The organism is Kitasatospora fiedleri, assembly GCF_948472415.1.
In the GTDB taxonomy this organism is placed as follows: Bacteria; Actinomycetota; Actinomycetes; order Streptomycetales; family Streptomycetaceae; genus Kitasatospora; species Kitasatospora fiedleri.
This window is the reverse complement of record NZ_OX419519.1, coordinates 4,930,591-4,948,028: the sequence shown is the minus strand read 5'-3', so window position 1 is coordinate 4,948,028 and position 17,438 is coordinate 4,930,591. Positions and strand designations below refer to the sequence as shown.

General features: G+C 72.7%; 12 protein-coding genes. 7 read left to right on the top strand and 5 right to left on the bottom strand.

Going from position 1 to position 17,438, the window contains the following annotated elements; genetic code table 11:
* Window positions 1-175 precede the first annotated feature (175 nt).
* Window positions 176-1,342: an inorganic phosphate transporter gene (locus QMQ26_RS22835; RefSeq protein WP_282202527.1), complete on the top strand. Its 1,167-nt coding sequence runs from the start codon at window positions 176-178 to the stop codon at window positions 1,340-1,342.
* A gap of 14 nt (window positions 1,343-1,356) precedes the next feature.
* Window positions 1,357-1,584, top strand: coding sequence for a hypothetical protein (locus QMQ26_RS22830; RefSeq protein WP_100836383.1), 228 nt, complete (start codon window positions 1,357-1,359; stop codon window positions 1,582-1,584).
* Window positions 1,585-1,761: 177 nt separating this feature from the next.
* Here the strand turns inward: QMQ26_RS22830 and QMQ26_RS22825 are convergent, their stop codons facing one another.
* A complete protein-coding gene (locus QMQ26_RS22825) occupies window positions 1,762-3,342 on the bottom strand; it encodes an MDR family MFS transporter (RefSeq protein WP_404813940.1) in 1,581 nt (526 codons plus the stop codon).
* Window positions 3,343-3,450: 108 nt separating this feature from the next.
* Window positions 3,451-3,915 (bottom strand): MarR family winged helix-turn-helix transcriptional regulator, encoded by a 465-nt coding sequence (locus QMQ26_RS22820; protein ID WP_100836385.1) that lies wholly within the window; start codon window positions 3,913-3,915, stop codon window positions 3,451-3,453.
* 118 nt (window positions 3,916-4,033) lie between these two features.
* Between QMQ26_RS22820 and QMQ26_RS22815 the strand changes: the two genes are divergently transcribed.
* Complete coding sequence (locus QMQ26_RS22815; protein WP_100836386.1) at window positions 4,034-5,077, top strand: ABC-2 transporter permease; 1,044 nt, start codon at window positions 4,034-4,036, stop codon at window positions 5,075-5,077.
* An 18-nt stretch (window positions 5,078-5,095) separates the two neighbouring features.
* Here the strand turns inward: QMQ26_RS22815 and QMQ26_RS22810 are convergent, their stop codons facing one another.
* The 3 genes from QMQ26_RS22810 to QMQ26_RS22800 form a co-directional block, all read right to left on the bottom strand.
* Window positions 5,096-5,626, bottom strand: coding sequence for a GtrA family protein (locus tag QMQ26_RS22810; RefSeq protein WP_282202526.1), 531 nt, complete (start codon window positions 5,624-5,626; stop codon window positions 5,096-5,098).
* Between the two features lie 87 nt (window positions 5,627-5,713).
* Entirely contained in the window at window positions 5,714-8,107 is a 2,394-nt protein-coding gene (gene lon, locus QMQ26_RS22805) for an endopeptidase La (protein ID WP_282202525.1), read from the bottom strand.
* Between the two features lie 149 nt (window positions 8,108-8,256).
* Entirely contained in the window at window positions 8,257-8,970 is a 714-nt protein-coding gene (locus QMQ26_RS22800; protein ID WP_282202524.1) for a rhomboid-like protein, read from the bottom strand.
* Between the two features lie 316 nt (window positions 8,971-9,286).
* Between QMQ26_RS22800 and QMQ26_RS22795 the strand changes: the two genes are divergently transcribed.
* The 4 genes from QMQ26_RS22795 (at window position 9,287) to QMQ26_RS22780 (ending at window position 17,407) form a co-directional block, all read left to right on the top strand.
* A complete protein-coding gene (locus QMQ26_RS22795) occupies window positions 9,287-10,021 on the top strand; it encodes a response regulator transcription factor (protein ID WP_014138042.1) in 735 nt (244 codons plus the stop codon).
* 78 nt (window positions 10,022-10,099) lie between these two features.
* Window positions 10,100-11,248: a HAMP domain-containing sensor histidine kinase gene (locus tag QMQ26_RS22790; RefSeq protein WP_100836390.1), complete on the top strand. Its 1,149-nt coding sequence runs from the start codon at window positions 10,100-10,102 to the stop codon at window positions 11,246-11,248.
* A 301-nt stretch (window positions 11,249-11,549) separates the two neighbouring features.
* Window positions 11,550-15,296, top strand: coding sequence for a multifunctional oxoglutarate decarboxylase/oxoglutarate dehydrogenase thiamine pyrophosphate-binding subunit/dihydrolipoyllysine-residue succinyltransferase subunit (locus QMQ26_RS22785; RefSeq protein ID WP_282202523.1), 3,747 nt, complete (start codon window positions 11,550-11,552; stop codon window positions 15,294-15,296).
* A 266-nt stretch (window positions 15,297-15,562) separates the two neighbouring features.
* A complete protein-coding gene (locus QMQ26_RS22780; RefSeq protein WP_282202522.1) occupies window positions 15,563-17,407 on the top strand; it encodes a serine/threonine-protein kinase in 1,845 nt (614 codons plus the stop codon).
* Window positions 17,408-17,438 lie beyond the last annotated feature (31 nt).

Sequence of the window (17,438 nt, the reverse complement as noted above, 5' to 3'; positions counted from 1 at the left end):
GTGAGAACGGTCTCACCGCGGGGTCGCGGCCTCCACCGGAACCCAACGCCCCGGCAACTCCCGGGCCACCGGGGGAACCAGGACTCCGCGCCCAGTTAACCTCCCGTTCACCGAGGCTCCTTACCTTCGCCGAGGACAGCAACGTCAGTCCGACCACTTCGACGATTGTTTGGGTATGGAACACATCACGTTCCTGGTGGCCGTTGTGATCATCACGGCGCTCGCCTTCGACTTCACCAACGGCTTCCACGACACCGCCAACGCGATGGCCACCTCCATCGCGACCGGCGCGCTCCGGCCCAAGGTCGCCGTCACGATCGCGGCGGTGCTGAACTTCGCCGGCGCCTTCCTCTCGGTGAAGGTCGCCACCACCATCTCGGGCGGCCTCGTCAACGAGAAGGCCGGACTGCAGCCCTCGATCATCTTCGCCGCCCTGGTCGGCGCGATCCTGTGGAACCTGCTGACCTGGCTCAAGGGCCTGCCCTCGTCCTCCTCGCACGCCCTGTACGGCGGCCTGATCGGCGCCACCGTGGTCGGGGTCGGCCTGCACGGGGTGAACTTCTCCACCGTGCTCTCCAAGATCCTGATCCCGGCGGTCGCCTCCCCGCTGGTCGCGGGCCTGGCCTCCTGGGGCGCCACCAAGCTGGCCTACCTGATCACCCGGGGCGCGCCGAAGGCGGGCACCGAGAAGGGCTTCCGCCGCGGGCAGGTCCTCTCCTCCTCGCTGATCTCGCTCGCGCACGGCACCAACGACGCGCAGAAGACCATGGGCATCATCACGCTGACCCTGGTCTCGGCCGGTGCCCTGCACAAGGGCGACGGCCCGCCGACCTGGGTGATCGCCAGCGCGGGCACGGCCATCGCGCTGGGCACCTACATGGGCGGCTGGCGGATCATCCGCTCGATGGGCTCCGGCCTGGCCGACATCCGGCCGCCGCAGGGCTTCGCCTCGGAGACCGCCGCCGCGACGGTGATCCTGACCTCCTCGCACATGGGCTACGGCCTGTCCACCACCCAGGTCTGCTCCGGCGGCATCATGGGCGCGGGCCTGGGCGGCCCGTCCGGCCGGCTGCGCTGGGGCATGGTGCGCCGGATGTTCTACACCTGGGGCCTGACCCTGCCGGCCGCCGCCGCGGTCTCCGGCCTGGCCGCGCTGGTGGCCGGCCGCGGTGACTGGGGCGTGGCCGTGGTCGGCCTGGTCCTGGTGCTGGGCGCCGGTTCGATGTGGCTGCTCTCGCGCCGCCAGCCGGTGCACGCCGGCAACGTGCACGGCGCGGACGTCGCCCCCGTCACCGAGGTGCCCGCCTCCGCCCCCACCGCCCCGACCACCCTCGCGGCCTGAGAGGAACCCCCGCCATGAGCATCAAGTGGGCCGCACTGGCCGAGACCGCGGGCGTCAGCCTGCTCGTGACCGTCGCCGTGGTCGCCGTGTTCGCGCTCGGCAACCTCGCCCTCTCCCGCCGGGAGGCCGCCGTCGCGGCGGGCACCGGCCGGGGGACGGCGGCGCTGGCCGCCGCGGGCGTCTGCTTCGCGGCCTGCGCGGCCGTGGTGCTGTACGGCATCTCGCTGATCGCCGCCAAGTAGCGCCGCACCCGCACCCGCGCCCGTACACGCCGCACCCGGCCGTACGCACCGCACCACCGCACCGCCCGCACCACCGCACCCGCCCGTGCGCACCGCACGGCGAAGGGCCCCCGCCGTACGGCGGGGGCCCTTCTCGCATGTCGTCTCTCGGGTGTCGTCGGTCCGGCGGACCGCCGGTCAGTCCGCGACCAGCTCCGCGGCCTTGGCCTCGGCGGGGGCGGCGGCCCGCTCCTCGTTGGAGGTGCGCAGCGGCACCTCGCGGATGAACAGCACCAGCAGGAAGCCGACCACCGCGAACGGCGCGGCGATCAGGAACACCGTGCCGACGCCGTGCCCGTACGCGTCGGTGATCAGCGGGACGATCTGCGCGGGCAGCTTCTTGAGGTCCGGGATGCCGTCGCCGCCCGCCCCGGCGGCCGGGATGCCGGCCTTGGCGAAGTTCTCCGCCGCGTAACTGGCGACCTTGTTGCCGAGCAGCGCGCCGAGCGCGGAGACGCCCATCGCGCCGCCCATGGTGCGGAAGAAGGTGACCACCGAGCTGGCCGCGCCGAGCTCGTTGCGCGGCACCGTGTTCTGCACCGCGAGCACCAGGTTCTGGCTGGTCAGGCCGAGGCCGATGCCGGCCAGCAGCATGTAGAGGGCGAGCAGCGCGTACGAGGTGTCGGCCCGGGCGGTGCCCATCAGGCCGAGGCCGGTGGCGAGCAGCACGGTGCCGGCGACCAGGAAGCCCTTCCACTTGCCGTACTTGGTGATCAGCCGGCCGGCCACGGTGGAGGAGACCGCGAGGCCGAGGATCATCGGCAGGGTGAGCAGGCCGGCCTGGGTGGGCGACTTCTCCTTGGCGAGCTGGAAGTACTGGCCGAGGAAGGTGGTGGTGCCGTACATCCCGACGCCGACGAAGGCGCTGGCCAGCGCGGCGAGGGCGACGGTGCGGTGGCGGAACAGGTCGAGCGGGATCAGCGGCTCGGCGGCGCGCTTCTCGACCGCGACGAACAGGCCGGCCAGCGCCAGGCCGCCGAACACCATCACGAAGGTCTGCCAGGAGACCCAGTCGTAGTTCTTGCCGGCCAGCGAGATCCAGATCATCAGCAGGCTGACGGCGGCGGTGATCAGCGTCGCGCCCAGGTAGTCGATCTTCGGCTTGCGGGCCGCGGCCTCGGGCAGCTTGAGGGTGCGCTGCAGCACCAGGATGGCGACCAGGGCGAACGGGACGCCGACGTAGAAGCACCAGCGCCAGCCGAGCCAGGAGGTGTCCACGATGACGCCGCCGATCAGCGGGCCGCCGATGGTGGCGAGCGCGAAGACGGCGCCGAAGTAGCCGCTGTAGCGGCCGCGTTCGCGCGGCGGGACCATCGCGGCCAGGCAGATCTGGCCGAGCGCGATCACGCCGCCGGCGCCGATGCCCTGGAGCACCCGGCAGAAGATCAGCATGCCGATGCTCTGCGACAGGCCGGCCAGCGCCGAGGAGAACACGTAGATCACCATGGCGATCTGGACCAGCAGCTTCTTGCTGACCAGGTCGGAGAGCTTGCCCCAGAGCGGGGTGGCGGCGGTGATCGACAGCAGGGCGGCGGTGACCACCCAGGTGTACGCGGACTCGCCGCCGTGCAGGTCGGTGAGGATTCGCGGGAGCGCGTTGGAGACGACCGTGGAGGAGAGCACGGCCACGAACAGGCCGAGCAGCAGGCCCGAGAGGGCTTCGAGGACTTGGCGGTGGGACATCTGGACCTGCGGCGGTGCTTTGAGGGTCGTCGACATGCGCTTCCTTCGACTAAAAATTCGTTGCCTCAAGCAACTATACGCCGATAGTTGACTGAGGCAACTTTCTTCAAGCCCAAGTAAAGAAACCCTCCCGACCGGCCGCCCTCAGACCCCCTCGGTCAGCTCGTTGAACCGCTCCAGCAGCCGGGCGAACTGCTCCAGCTCGCCCAGCTCCCACCCGGACAGCGAGGCCCGGAACCGCGCCATCCGCACCTCCCGGGCCGCCGCGAACCGCCGCTCGCCCTCCTCGGTCAGCGAGACCAGCGAAGCCCGCCGGTCCAGCGGGTCGGTCTCCCGGCGGAGCAGGCCCAGCTCCTCGATCGCCCGGATCTGCCGGCTCACGGTGGCCTTGCCCACCCCGAAGTGCAGCCCGACGTCGGTCACCCGGGCCCGCCCGGACTCCCGGATGAACCCGAGCAGCACGTACGCCCCGGCCTCCAGCTCGGGGTGCACCAGGCGGGAGGTCTCCGCGGCCCGCGCCCGGCTGCGCCGGAACAGCGTCGCCACCTCGCGCTCGACCGCGAGGAACGCCAGTTCGGCGGGGTTCCGCCGGTCCAGGGGGTCACTCATGGCGCTCAGTATCGCGCAGCTCGCGCCTCCCCCGGCACGCAACTGTTTCATGATATGAAGTATCCGTTTTGACTTTTTTGCCGCATTCGACCCGCTATATAGAGGGAGACGCCCCGTCATGGCCCACACGGCAGAGCCGCGCAAGGGATTCCTCGGCGACCTCCGGGACGCGGTCACCCCCCGCGCGTTCTTCCTGGTGGTCGCCGTCCTGCTGCTCCAGCTCGGCTTCATCACCTCGTACGTGGGCGCGCTGCACCACCCGACGCCGCACGAGCTGTCCATCGCGGTGGTCGCCCCGCCCGAGGTCGCGCCCAAGCTGGTCGGCGCGCTGGAGTCCGTCCCGGACAGCGCGGTGCGCGCCTCCGCGTTGCCGGACGGCGACACCGCGCGGGAGCGGATCAAGGACCAGAAGGTCTACGCGGCCTGGGTGTTCGACCCGACCGGCACCGAGGACACGCTGCTGGTCGCCGACGCCCGCGGCCCGGCCGCCGCCACCGCCGCGGAGGGCGTGGTCACCAAGCTGGCCGCCGCCCAGGGCCGGACCGTCGTGGTCGACGACACCATCCCGCTGGCCGGGGGCGACGCCGAGGGCCTGTCCGCCTTCTACCTGGTGGTCGGCTGGTGCGTGGGCGGCTACCTGGTCGCCTCGATCCTCGGGATCAGCGCCGGCTCCCGCCCGGCCAACACCGGCCGGGCGCTGCTGCGGCTGGGCACGCTGGCGCTGTACTCGGTCGCGGCGGGCCTCGGCGGCGCGCTGATCATCGGTCCGATCCTGCACGCGCTGCCCGGCTCGATCGCCGCGCTCACCGGGCTGGGCACCCTGGTGGTGTTCTCGGTCGGCGCCGTCACGATGGCCCTGGAGTGCCTGTTCGACGTGGTCGGCATCGGCCTGGCGGTGCTGCTCTTCGTGGTGCTGGGCAACCCCAGCGCGGGCGGCGTCTTCCCGCCGCCGCTGCTGCCCGCGTTCTGGCGGGCGATCGGCGAGTGGATCCCGAACGGGGCCGGCACCTCCGCGGCCCGCTCGATCGCCTACCTGGACTCCACCCACCTCACCGTGCCGTTCCTGGTGCTGGCGGCCTGGGCGGTGGGCGGCGTCGCGGTGACCTTCCTGGCGGTGGCCCGGCCGCCCCGGTTCGGCCGCCCCATCCCGGCCGAGGGGTGAGCCCGGCCGGGGCGGGGGTCAGACCCGTTCGGGCTCCCGCCCCGGCCGCTGCCGGTCGTCCGGCTCCCGTTCGGCCAGCTCGGTGAAGACGAAGCGGTTCATCGCCCAGAACCGGAACGCCATCGCCAGCAGGGTGCCGACGATCATCCCGCTGAAGAAGTCGGCGACCTCCTGCGCGAAGTGGCTCACGTCCGGCGTCCGGAGGTCGAACACGTACCGGGACGCCACCAGCGGGAGGTCGTTCACCCCCACCGCCAGCGCGCTCACCACGAAGAACCCGGCCGCCTCCCGCTTGCGCCCGACCGCGCGGAACGACCACTGCCGGTTCAGCACGTACGAGATCACCGTGGTGACCACGGTCGCGACGGTCAGCGCCAGCACCGGCTTGTTCTCCAGCACGGTGGTCTTCAGGCCGAAGTTGATCAGCATGGTGAGGAGGAAGCAGGTCCCTCCGACCACCAGGAACTTCACCAGCGTGCGGTGCTTGACCAGGAACGGCCGGTAGCGCTCCGGGACGGCGGCCAGCACGCGCTGCGTAGGGGACGGCATGCGGGCAGTCTCCCATCGGCGCCGCCCGGAGACCACCAGGGGTGCCGCGGACGGGTCCGCGGGCCCCCGGTGGTGCCGGACGAGGCGTCAGGCCGCCGCCACCAGCACCTCGGCCGGCTCCAGGGCGAGCCGCAGCACCTCGCGGACGTCGGACACCGGGTGCACCGTCAGGCGCTCCAGCACCTCGGCGGGGACGTCGTCCAGGTCCGCCTCGTTGCGCTTCGGGATGATCACCGTGGTGATCCCGGAGCGGTCCGCGGCCAGCAGCTTCTGCTTGACGCCGCCGATCGGCAGCACCCGGCCGGTCAGCGACACCTCGCCGGTCATCGCCACGTCGGTGCGCACCTTGCGGCCGGACAGCAGCGAGGCCAGCGCCGTGGTCATGGTGATGCCCGCGCTCGGGCCGTCCTTCGGCACCGCGCCGGCCGGCACGTGCAGGTGGATGCCCCGCTCGCGCAGCCCGGTCACCGGCAGTTCCAGCTCGGCGCCGCGTGAGCGCAGGTAGGAGAGCGCGATGTGCGCGGACTCCTTCATCACGTCGCCCAGCTGGCCGGTCAGGGTCAGCCCGGTCGAGCCGGTCTCGGCGTCCGCCAGCGAGGCCTCGATGTAGAGGACGTCGCCGCCGGCCCCGGTGACCGCCAGCCCGGTGGCCACGCCCGGCACCGCGGTGCGGCGCTCGGCCGGCTCCTGGGCCGACTCCGGCACGTGGTGCGGCCGGCCCAGCAGGGCCCGCAGGTCGTCCGGGCCGACCGCGGCGGGCAGCTCGCGCTCGCCCAGCTCGACCTGTGCGGCGACCTTGCGCAGGATGCGCGCGATCGCCCGCTCCAGGTTCCGGACGCCCGCCTCCCGGGTGTACTCGGCGGCCAGCCTGCGCAGCGCCCGCTCGTCGACCGTCAGCTCGGCCTCGCCCAGGCCCGCCTTGGCCAGCTGGCGCGGCAGCAGGTGGTCGCGGGCGATGGCGACCTTCTCGTCCTCGGTGTAGCCGTCGAGGCGGACCAGGTCCATCCGGTCCAGCAGCGGCTCGGGGATGGCCTCCAGCACGTTCGCGGTGGCCAGGAACACCACGTCGGAGAGGTCGAGCTCGACCTCCAGGTAGTGGTCCCGGAAGGTGTGGTTCTGCGCCGGGTCCAGGACCTCCAGCAGGGCCGCCGCCGGGTCGCCCCGGTAGTCCGAGCCGACCTTGTCGATCTCGTCCAGCAGCACCACCGGGTTCATCGTCCCGGCCTCCTTGACCGCCCGGACGATCCGGCCGGGGATCGAGCCCACGTACGTCCGGCGGTGGCCGCGGATCTCCGCCTCGTCGCGCACGCCGCCGAGCGCGACCCGGACGAAGGACCGCCCCATCGCCTTCGCCACCGACTCGCCCAGCGAGGTCTTGCCGACCCCGGGCGGCCCGACCAGCGCCAGCACCGCCCCTCCCCGGCGTCCGCCGATCTGGCCCAGGCCCTGGTCCGCCCGGCGCTTGCGGACGGCCAGGTACTCGACGATCCGGTCCTTCACGTCCGCCAGGCCGGTGTGGTCCGCGTCCAGCACGGCGCGGGCCCCGGCGATGTCGTACGCGTCCTCGGAGCGCTCGTTCCACGGCAGTTCGAGCACGGTGTCCAGCCAGGTGCGGATCCAGGAGCCCTCGGGCGACTGGTCGCTGGACCGCTCCAGCTTGTCGACCTCCTTGAGCGCGGCCTCCCGGACCTTCTCGGGCAGCGCGGCGGCCTCGACCCGGGCCCGGTAGTCGTCCTCCTCGGAGTCCGCCTCGCCGTTCAGCTCGGCCAGCTCCTTGCGGACCGCCTCCAGCTGGCGCCGCAGCAGGAACTCCTTCTGCTGCTTGGCCACGCCCTCCTCGACGTCCTTGCGGATGGTGTCGTTGACCTCCTCCTCCGCGAGGTGCTCGCGCAGCAGGCTCAGCGCGTACTCCAGCCGGGCCGGGCGGTCCGCCTCCAGCAGCACCTTGAGCTTCTGCTCGGCGGTCGCGAACGGCGCGTAGCCGATGTGGTCGGCCAGCTCGCCGACGTCCTCGATCGCGGCCACCCGGTCGACGATCTGCCAGGCGCCGCGGCGGCGCAGCCACTGCGTCGACAGCGCCTTGTACTCCTTGACCAGCTCGGCCGCCCGCCCCGCCACCGGCAGCCCCTGGTCCGACTCCTTGAACGGCGTGGTCTCCACCCAGAGCGCGGCCCCGGGCCCGGTCGTCCCGGCGCCGATCCGCACCCGGCGCACGGCCCGCACCAGCGCCGCCGGGTCGCCGTCCGCCAGCCGCCCGACCTGCTCGACCGTCGCCAGCGCGCCCACCGCCGCGTACGACCCGTCCAGCCGCGGCACCAGCAGCACCTGCGGCTTGCCCCCGGCGCTCCCGGCGCGCGCCGCCTCCACGGCGGCCCGCACCTCGGGATTCGAGAGCTCCAACGGAACCACCATGCCGGGAAGCACTACCTCGTCGTCGAGCGGCAGCACGGGCAGGGTGAGTGGAACGGACGTCGATGCCATGATCTCTCCCCAGTCAGTGAAGTTGAGCTGACCTGACTAAGGTTCGGTGCACCGCGATTGTTCCCCACCCGTTGTTCACCGTCAGTGAACGCAGCGCGAGAACCCCGCACCCCGGTCGGGGCGCGGGGTTCGGCGCGGGGGCCGGGCGGTCAGCCCTCGGCGGACGCGGTCTCCGGGCGGGGCCGGACCTGCCAGGCCGGCGCCCGCCGCACCCGCCACGGCGGCCGGGGCCCGCGGCCGCGCAGCAGCGGCCAGAGCGAGACGCCCACCGCCAGGGCCGCCGGGTGGCCGACCGAGGTGACCAGGTCGGGGTCGGTCACCAGCTGGTGGCCGACCAGCGCGACGCCCGCGCCCAGCGCGGTCCGCCGCCCCACCGGGCCGAGCAGCCCGGCGAGCGCGCCCAGCGAGGCGAGGACGCCGTACGAGACGCCGATGTCCATCGCGTCGAGCAGCTCCTTCTCGGCCCGGCCGGTCGCCACCGCGGCGACCACGACGGCCTGCGAGAGCAGCGTCGCGGCGACGTGGCCGGCGCCGAAGACGCCGAGGGCACGAAGGCCGCCGACGCGTCGTTCCAAGGGTGCGACGGTGAGGGCGAAGGCCCAGAAGTACGGCATCCAGACCGGTCCGGCGACCCACAGGCCGCTGCCGACCAGGGAGAGGGCGGGGTGGACGAGCAGGTTGTGCGCGTCGGTGGAGGAGAGGGACTGGAGCCGGTGCACGGTCTCCGGGTCGCCCAGGCGCGCGTACAGGGTGGTGCCGAGCAGCAGCGCGAGGTAACCGAGTGCGAACGGGTTGGCCCGCGGGGTGGGCACGGCCCGCAGCCCGGGGCGGATCAGTCGTCGACGCAGTTCCGCGCTGGTCATGGTGCCTCCAGAACGCCTTGTCCGGCCCACGATACGGGTGCCGGGTGAGAGCCGTCTGAGGAACTTCTGTGAAGACCTCCGCCCCGGCACCTGCCGCTCGCACACGTACCGTTACGGCTCGCAAGTGCTCCGGGTAAGGTATCGGCCCGTGCCCGTCCGAGCGGGGACCTGCCAAACCGGCCGCGACCGCGGACGGGCGCTCCCGCGCGGAACGGCACGGCGGAAGCAAGACGACGACGGAACAAGACGACTACGAGCGGAGCCCGCCGTCCCCCCGGACGGCCGGCCCGCGAGCCCTGGGGGCGGTGGCGTGACCGTGACAGAGATCCAGCAAGAGACGATCAGCAGTGGGCCGGTGGGCACCCAGCGACGGGTGCTCGTCGTGGAGGACGAGCCCACCATCGCCGAATCGATCGCGGCCCGGCTGGGAGCAGAGGGCTTCAAGGTGGCGGTGGCCCACGACGGGCCGGGCGCGGTGGACGGGTTCCACACCTGGCAGCCGGACCTGGTGGTGCTCGACATCATGCTGCCGGGCTTCGACGGCCTGGAGGTGTGCCGCCGGATTCAGGCGCAGCGCCCGGTGCCGGTGCTGATGCTGACCGCGCGGGACGACGAGACGGACCTGCTGGTGGGCCTGGGCGTCGGCGCGGACGACTACATGACCAAGCCGTTCTCGATGCGCGAGCTGGCGGCCCGGGTGAACGTGCTGCTGCGCCGGGTGGAGCGCGCCCAGCAGGCGGCCCGCACCCCCGCGCTGGGGTCGCTGCGGTTCGGCGAGCTGGAGATCGACCACGTGCAGCGCCGGGTCCGGCTGGGCTCGGGCGACGTGCACCTGACGCCGACCGAGTTCGACCTGCTGGCCTGCCTGGCGGCGCAGCCGCGCGCGGTGCTGACCCGCGAGCAGCTGCTGGCCGAGGTGTGGGACTGGACCGACGCGTCCGGCACCCGCACGGTGGACAGCCACGTGAAGGCGCTGCGCCGGAAGATCGGCGCGAGCTGGATCCGCACGGTGCACGGCGTGGGGTACGCGCTGGAGGCCCCGCTGTCCTGACCGGGCCCCGCCGGTCCCGGGCCCGCGGGCCCGCGCGGCTGCCCCCGCCCCGCCCCGAGCACGAGTCGCAGGGACACCATGACCTTTCCGCAGCAACGCAACGGGGAAGCCGAACCGGCTTCCCCCCGGCCCCGGCCCTCGCTCGCGGCGCGCGCCGCGCACCGGGTGTGGGCCGACATCCGCCCGTTCGACCCGGTCCGGTCGATCAAGGGCAAGCTGGCCATGCTGGTGGTCGTCTCGGTGGTGCTGGCCACCGGGATGGTGGTGGTGGCGATCCGCTCGGAGACCCAGATCCGGCTGATCATGATCTTCTCGCTGATCGCCTCGCTGCTGTTCATGCAGTTCCTGGCGAACGGCCTGACGGCGCCGCTGCGCGACATGACGGCGGCGGCGCGGTCGATGGCGGAGGGCGACTACAGCGCCCGGGTCGAGGTGTCCTCGCGGGACGAGATCGGCGAGCTGGCCGACACCTTCAACCGGATGGCGGGCGACCTGGAGGCCGCCGACCGGCACCGCCGCGAGCTGATCGCCAACGTCTCGCACGAGCTGCGCACGCCGATCGCGGCGCTGCGCGGCCTGCTGGAGAACGTGGTGGACGGCGTGGTGAAGCCGGACCCGAAGAACCTGGGCACCGCGCTGGAGCAGACCGAGCGGCTGGGCCGGCTGGTCACCCACCTGCTGGACCTGTCGAAGCTGGACGACGGCGTGGTCCCGCTGGACTCCCGCCCGTTCCGGGTCGGCCCGTTCCTGGACGGGGTGCTGCGCGGGGTGACGGTGGACGGCGCGACGGCGGGCGGCGCGTACGCCCGGCGCGAGGACGTCCGGCTGGCGCTGGACGTGCAGCCGGCCGACCTGGCGGCGGTGGCGGACGCGGAGCGGCTGCACCAGGTGGTGGCCAACCTGGTGGACAACGCCTGCAAGCACTCGCCGGCCGGCGGCACCGTGACGGTGCGGGCCCGGGCGGCGGAGGGCGGCGGGCTGCTGCTGGAGGTCGAGGACCAGGGCCCGGGCATCCCGGCGGCGGACCGCGAGCGGGTCTTCGAGCGGTTCGGCCGCAGCGGTTCGCCGACCGCGCTGGGGCCGGGCAGCGACGGCGGGACGGGCCTGGGACTGGCGATCGCGCGCTGGGCGGTGGACCTGCACGGCGGCCGGATTCGGGTGGCGGAGGCGGCCGCGGGCTGCCGGATCGAGGTCACCCTCCCGGGTGAGGCGCCGGTCCCGGCCTGAGACTGTGGCGCAATCGGTACAAACCGGGGCCGGGCTGCTCGGTGCCGGTCCCCGGCCCGAGCCGTAAAATGGTCCAGACCACTGGTTCGTCCGATTTTCCGCCGGTATGACCACGACCGATCAGGGGCCGAGTTCCCTGATTTCCGGCATCTCTAACGCTCGGATTCAGCCAAAAACCAGCCCGGCGATGTGATCTGGGCGACGCCTGACCACCGGGGACTGCGCGATCACTGGTCGGAGGCGTAGCCTTAATCCCCGCTGTCCACCATCCCAAAAGGAAGCGGAAGAGGGCGGTTGCCCCGTGTCGCCACACCAAGAAACCCCCAGCTCGGCAAGCTCCACTGGCTTCGGCCCCAATGAGTGGCTCGTCGACGAGATCTACCAGCAGTACCTCCAGGACCCGGCCTCGGTCGACCGTGCCTGGTGGGACTTTTTCGCCGACTACAAGCCCGGTACCGAGGTGACTCCAGTGACCCAGGCCGCAACTCCGGTCGGCGCCCAGCCGACCCCCGTTGCCGCTCCCGTTGCCGCAGCTCCGGCCGCGCCCGCCGCCCCCGCGCCCGTCGCGCCGGCGCCCGCGCAGCCGGTGGCCGCTCCCGCGCCGCTCCCGGCCGCCCCCGCCGCGCCGCCCGCGCCGAAGGCGGCCGCCCCGGCCGCCGCCGCGCCCGCGAAGGCCGCCGCGGAGGGTCCCGAGCTGGTCCAGCTGCGCGGCCCGGCCAAGGCCGTGGCGTCCAACATGGACGCCTCGCTGGAGGTTCCGACCGCCACCTCGGTGCGCGCCGTGCCGGCGAAGCTGCTGATCGACAACCGCATCGTCATCAACAACCACCTGCAGCGGGCCCGCGGCGGCAAGGTGTCCTTCACCCACCTGATCGGCTACGCGCTGGTCCAGGCCGTGAAGGCCAACCCCGGCATGAACCACAGCTACAAGGTGGAGGACGGCAAGTCCTACCTGGTGAAGCCCGAGCACGTGAACCTGGGCCTCGCCATCGACCTGGTCAAGCCGAACGGCGACCGCCAGCTGGTCGTCGCGGCCATCAAGAAGGCCGAGACGCTCGACTTCTTCGGCTTCTGGCAGGCCTACGAGGACATCGTCCGCCGGGCCCGCGCCAACAAGCTGACCATGGACGACTTCACCGGCGTCACGATCTCGCTGACCAACCCCGGCGGCATCGGCACCGTGCACTCGGTGCCGCGCCTGATGCAGAACCAGGGCACCATCGTCGGCGTCGGCGCCATGGAGTACCCGGCCGAGTTCCAGGGCTCCTCCCAGGAGACGCTGGCCCGCCTGGGCATCTCCAAGACCATGACCCTGACCTCGACCTACGACCACCGGGTCATCCAGGGCGCGGCCTCGGGCGAGTTCCTGCGCTCGATCCACCAGCTGCTGCTGGGCGCGAACAACTTCTACGACGAGGTGTTCGAGTCCCTGCGCATCCCGTACGAGCCGGTGCGCTGGGCCACCGACGTGGCCACCACCCACGACGACGAGGTCAACAAGACCGCCCGGGTCATCGAGCTGATCCACTCCTACCGGGTCCGCGGCCACCTGATGGCCGACACCGACCCGCTGGAGTACATGCAGCGCAAGCACCCCGACCTGGACGTCGTCTCGCACGGCCTCACCCTGTGGGACCTGGAGCGCGAGTTCGCGGTCGGCGGCTTCGGCGGCCAGAAGATGATGAAGCTCCGCGACATCCTCGGCCTGCTGCGCAACACCTACTGCCGCACCGTCGGCATCGAGTACATGCACATCCAGGACCCGGCGCAGCGCACCTGGCTGCAGGAGCGCCTGGAGAAGCCGTACACCAAGCCGGAGCGCGAGGAGCAGCTGCGCATCCTGCGCCGGCTGAACTCGGCCGAGGCGTTCGAGACCTTCCTGCAGACCAAGTACGTCGGGCAGAAGCGCTTCTCGCTGGAGGGCGGCGAGTCGCTCATCCCGCTGCTGGACGCCACCATCGACGCCGCCGCCGAGCACCGCCTCGACGAGGCCGTCATCGGCATGGCCCACCGCGGCCGGCTGAACGTGCTGGCGAACATCGTCGGCAAGCCGTTCGGCAAGATCTTCGGCGAGTTCGAGGGCAACCTCGACCCGAAGTCGATGCACGGCTCCGGCGACGTGAAGTACCACCTGGGCTCCGAGGGCACCTTCACCGGCCTGGACGGCGAGACCATCAAGGTGTCGCTGGCCGCCAACCCCTCGCACCTGGAGACCGTCGACCCGGTCGTCGAGGGCATCGCCCGCGCCAAGCAGGACATCCTGGACTTCGGCGGCACCACCTTCCCGGTGCTGCCGATCCAGATCCACGGCGACGCGGCCTTCGCGGGCCAGGGCGTGGTCGCGGAGACCCTGAACATGTCGCAGCTGCGCGGCTACCGCACCGGCGGCACCGTGCACATCGTGGTCAACAACCAGGTCGGCTTCACCGCCGCCCCGGCCTCCTCGCGCTCCTCGATGTACTGCACCGACGTGGCCCGGATGATCGAGGCGCCGATCTTCCACGTGAACGGCGACGACCCGGAGGCCGTGGTCCGCGTCGCGCGGCTGGCCTTCGAGTTCCGCCAGCAGTTCCACAAGGACGTCGTGATCGACCTCATCTGCTACCGCCGCCGCGGTCACAACGAGGCCGACAACCCGTCGTTCACCCAGCCGCTGATGTACGACCTGATCGACAAGAAGCGCTCGGTGCGCAAGCTCTACACCGAGGCGCTGATCGGTCGCGGCGACATCACCATGGAAGAGGCCGAGCAGGCGCTCCAGGACTTCCAGGGCCAGCTGGAGAAGGTGTTCGCCGAGGTCCGCGAGGCCGTCGCCGCCCCGGCCCAGGCCGAGGCCGGCCGCCCGGTCGCGGACTTCCCGGTCTCCATCCAGACCGGCATCTCCGCCGAGATGGTCAAGCGGATCGCCGCCTCGCAGGTCAACCTGCCGGACTGGCTGACCGTGCACCCGCGCCTGCTGCCGCAGCTGCAGCGCCGCGCCGCCTCGGTCGAGGACAACACCATCGACTGGGCCACCGGCGAGGCGCTCGCCATCGGCTCGCTGCTGATGGAGGGCCACCCGGTCCGGCTGGCCGGCCAGGACTCCCGCCGCGGCACCTTCGGCCAGCGCCACGCGGTGCTGATCGACCGGAACACCGGCGAGGACTACACCCCGCTGATGTACCTGACCGAGGACCAGGCCCGGTTCACCGTCTACGACTCGCTGCTCAGCGAGTACGCGGCGATGGGCTTCGAGTACGGCTACTCGCTGACCCGCCCGAACGCGCTGGTCATGTGGGAGGCGCAGTTCGGCGACTTCGTCAACGGCGCGCAGACCATGGTCGACGAGTACATCGCGTCGGCCGAGCAGAAGTGGGGCCAGCACTCCGGCGTCACCCTGCTGCTGCCGCACGGCATGGAGGGCCAGGGCCCGGACCACTCGTCCGCCCGCCCGGAGCGCTTCCTCCAGCTGTGCGCGCAGGACAACATGACGGTCGCCATGCCGACCCTGCCGTCGAACTACTTCCACCTGCTGCGCTGGCAGGCGCACAACCCGCACCACAAGCCGCTCATCGTCTTCACCCCGAAGTCGATGCTGCGCCTGAAGGCCGCGGCGTCCGCCACCTCCGAGTTCCTGAGCGGCTCGTTCCGCCCGGTGATCGGGGACAGCACGGTCGACCCGGCGCAGGTCCGCAAGGTGGTCATCACCTCCGGCAAGTTCTACTACGACCTGGAGGCGGCCCGGACCGCGCGCGGCACCACCGACACCGCGATCGTCCGGGTCGAGCGCCTGTACCCGCTGCCGGTGGCCGAGCTCCAGGAGGAGCTGAGCCGCTACGGCGAGGACGTCCAGTTCGTCTGGGCGCAGGAGGAGCCGGCCAACCAGGGTGCCTGGCCGTTCATCGCGATGAACCTGGTCGACCACCTGCAGGTCGTGGTCGGCCGCTCCGGTGGCAACGCCCGGCTGCGCCGGGTCGCCCGCACGGCCTCCTCGGCCCCCGCGGTCGGCTCCGCCAAGCGGCACGCCGCCGAGCAGCAGGCGCTGATCGAAGAGGTGTTCTCGCTCTGACGCGCTGAGGCGCGGCACGGCACGACGCCGTACGGCACGGAACGGATCGCCCCCGTCCCCGGTTCTCCGGGGGCGGGGGCGTTTCCGCTTCCGCTTCCGGTTCTGCTTCCGCTTCCGCTTCCGGTTCCGTTTCCGGACCGTGACGCGCTGCGGGAGCCGGTGGGCTGCACGGGTTCTGACGGGTCGATAGGTTGTGGTTCGCCGTTCCGGGCGCCGCGCGCCGGACGGCCGTCTTTCGACACGCTCATCCGAGGGGGACCCGCCTCATGGCAGCCGACACTCCGCAGCACGCCGCTCCGCTCCCACCGGTCTTCCAGCCGCTGCTGCCGGACGACCCCCGCGAGGTCGGCGGCTACCGGCTGTTCGCCCGGCTCGGCGCCGGCGGCATGGGCCGGGTCTACCTGTCGTACACGCCGGGCGGCCGCCCGGTGGCGCTCAAGGTGGTGCGGCCGGAGTTCGCCGAGGACGGGGAGTTCCGCCGCCGCTTCGCGCAGGAGGTGAGCAGCGCCCAGCGCATCCACGGGCTGTACACGGCGCAGGTGATCGACTCCGGCGGCCTGGAGTCGGGCGCGCCCTGGCTGGTCACCTCGTACGTGCCGGGTCCGTCGCTCCAGCAGGTGGTGCGCGAGCACGGGGCGCTGCCGGTGCGGACGGTGCTGCTGCTGGTGGGCGGCATCGCGGAGGCGCTGCAGGCGATCCACAGCGTGCGGGTGGTGCACCGGGACCTCAAGCCGGCCAACGTGCTGGTGGCCGCGGACGGGCCGCGGGTGATCGACTTCGGCATCGCCCGGGCCGCCGACGCGACGGCGCTGACCGGCACCGGCTACCGGATCGGCTCGCCGGCGTTCATGTCGCCGGAGCAGGCCCAGGGCCGGCCGGTCACCGCGGCCACCGACGTGTTCGCGCTGGGCGCGCTGGCCGCGTACGTGGCGGGCGGCGCGCCGCCGTTCGGCGACGGCCCGGACACCGCGGTGCTGTACCGGGTGGTGCACGAGCAGCCGGAGCTGAACGGCGTGCCCGCACCGCTGCGCGAGCTGATCGGGCGCTGCCTGGCGAAGGACCCGGCGGACCGGCCGACGCCCGCCGAGATCATCCTGGCGGCCCGCGAGCACCCGGTGGTGGGCGGGCAGCTGCGGTTCGGCGAGGACTGGCTGCCGGGGCAGGTGAACACCGAGATCACCCGGCGCTCCGACCTGCCGCGGACCCCGCCGACCCCGCTGCCGGCCGCGCCGCCGACCCTGCCGGCCACTCCCCCGCAGCCGCTCGCGCCGCCGGTGCGGCAGCAGCACGCCCCGGTGGCGCCGCCGGCGGGCGTGTTCGGGCCGCCCACCCCGGTCTCCGAGGCGGTCACCGGCCCGGTGGCCCCGGCCGACCCGACGGTGCGGCCGGCCGAGCAGCACACCCCGCCGCCCGGCCCGGCCGTCCCGCTCGCCGCCGGTCCGGCCCCGGCCGGACCGGCGGAGCGTCACCGCGGGGTGTCCTGGAAGACCCTGCTGATCGTCGCGCTGGTGACCCTGCTGGCCGGGACGGCGGGCGGGCTGGTGCTGATGAAGCAGCTGGGCGGCGACACCGGGGGCACCCCGGTCGCCACCGAGACCGTCACGGTCGGTCCGAGCCCCACCGGCGGCGGTGCCGGGGGCGACAGCGTGAGCCGGGACCAGGTGTCGGCGTCGCCGTCCGCCTCCGGCAGCCCGAAGTCCTCGCCCTCCGGGTCGGCCCGCCCGAGCGGGGCGCCCGCCGGGTTCACCGCGGTCTACACCGACCGCGAGCTGTCCGCGCCCAGCAGCGACTACGGCTTCGACCTGGTCAACGGCAAGGTGGTGCCGACCTCGGTCAACGACGACCTGGTGCGGCCGGGCTACGACAAGCTGTCCGTGCCGGACGACTTCGACCGCTACCTCAGCAAGGCGGACTCGCTCACCCCGCAGGAGTGCTCGGACGCCATCGACAAGAACCCCAGCGCCGCGTTCCCGTACGGGGACCTGCCGCCGGGCCGGATGATCTGCGTGCGCAACCGGCAGAGCTGGAGCGTGGCGATCATGAAGATCACCAACGTCACCAACGACGGCGCGGTCTCCCTCGCGCTCAGCTACTACCGGTACAACGGCTGATCGGCGCGCCACTATCCTGGGTTCCGACGGA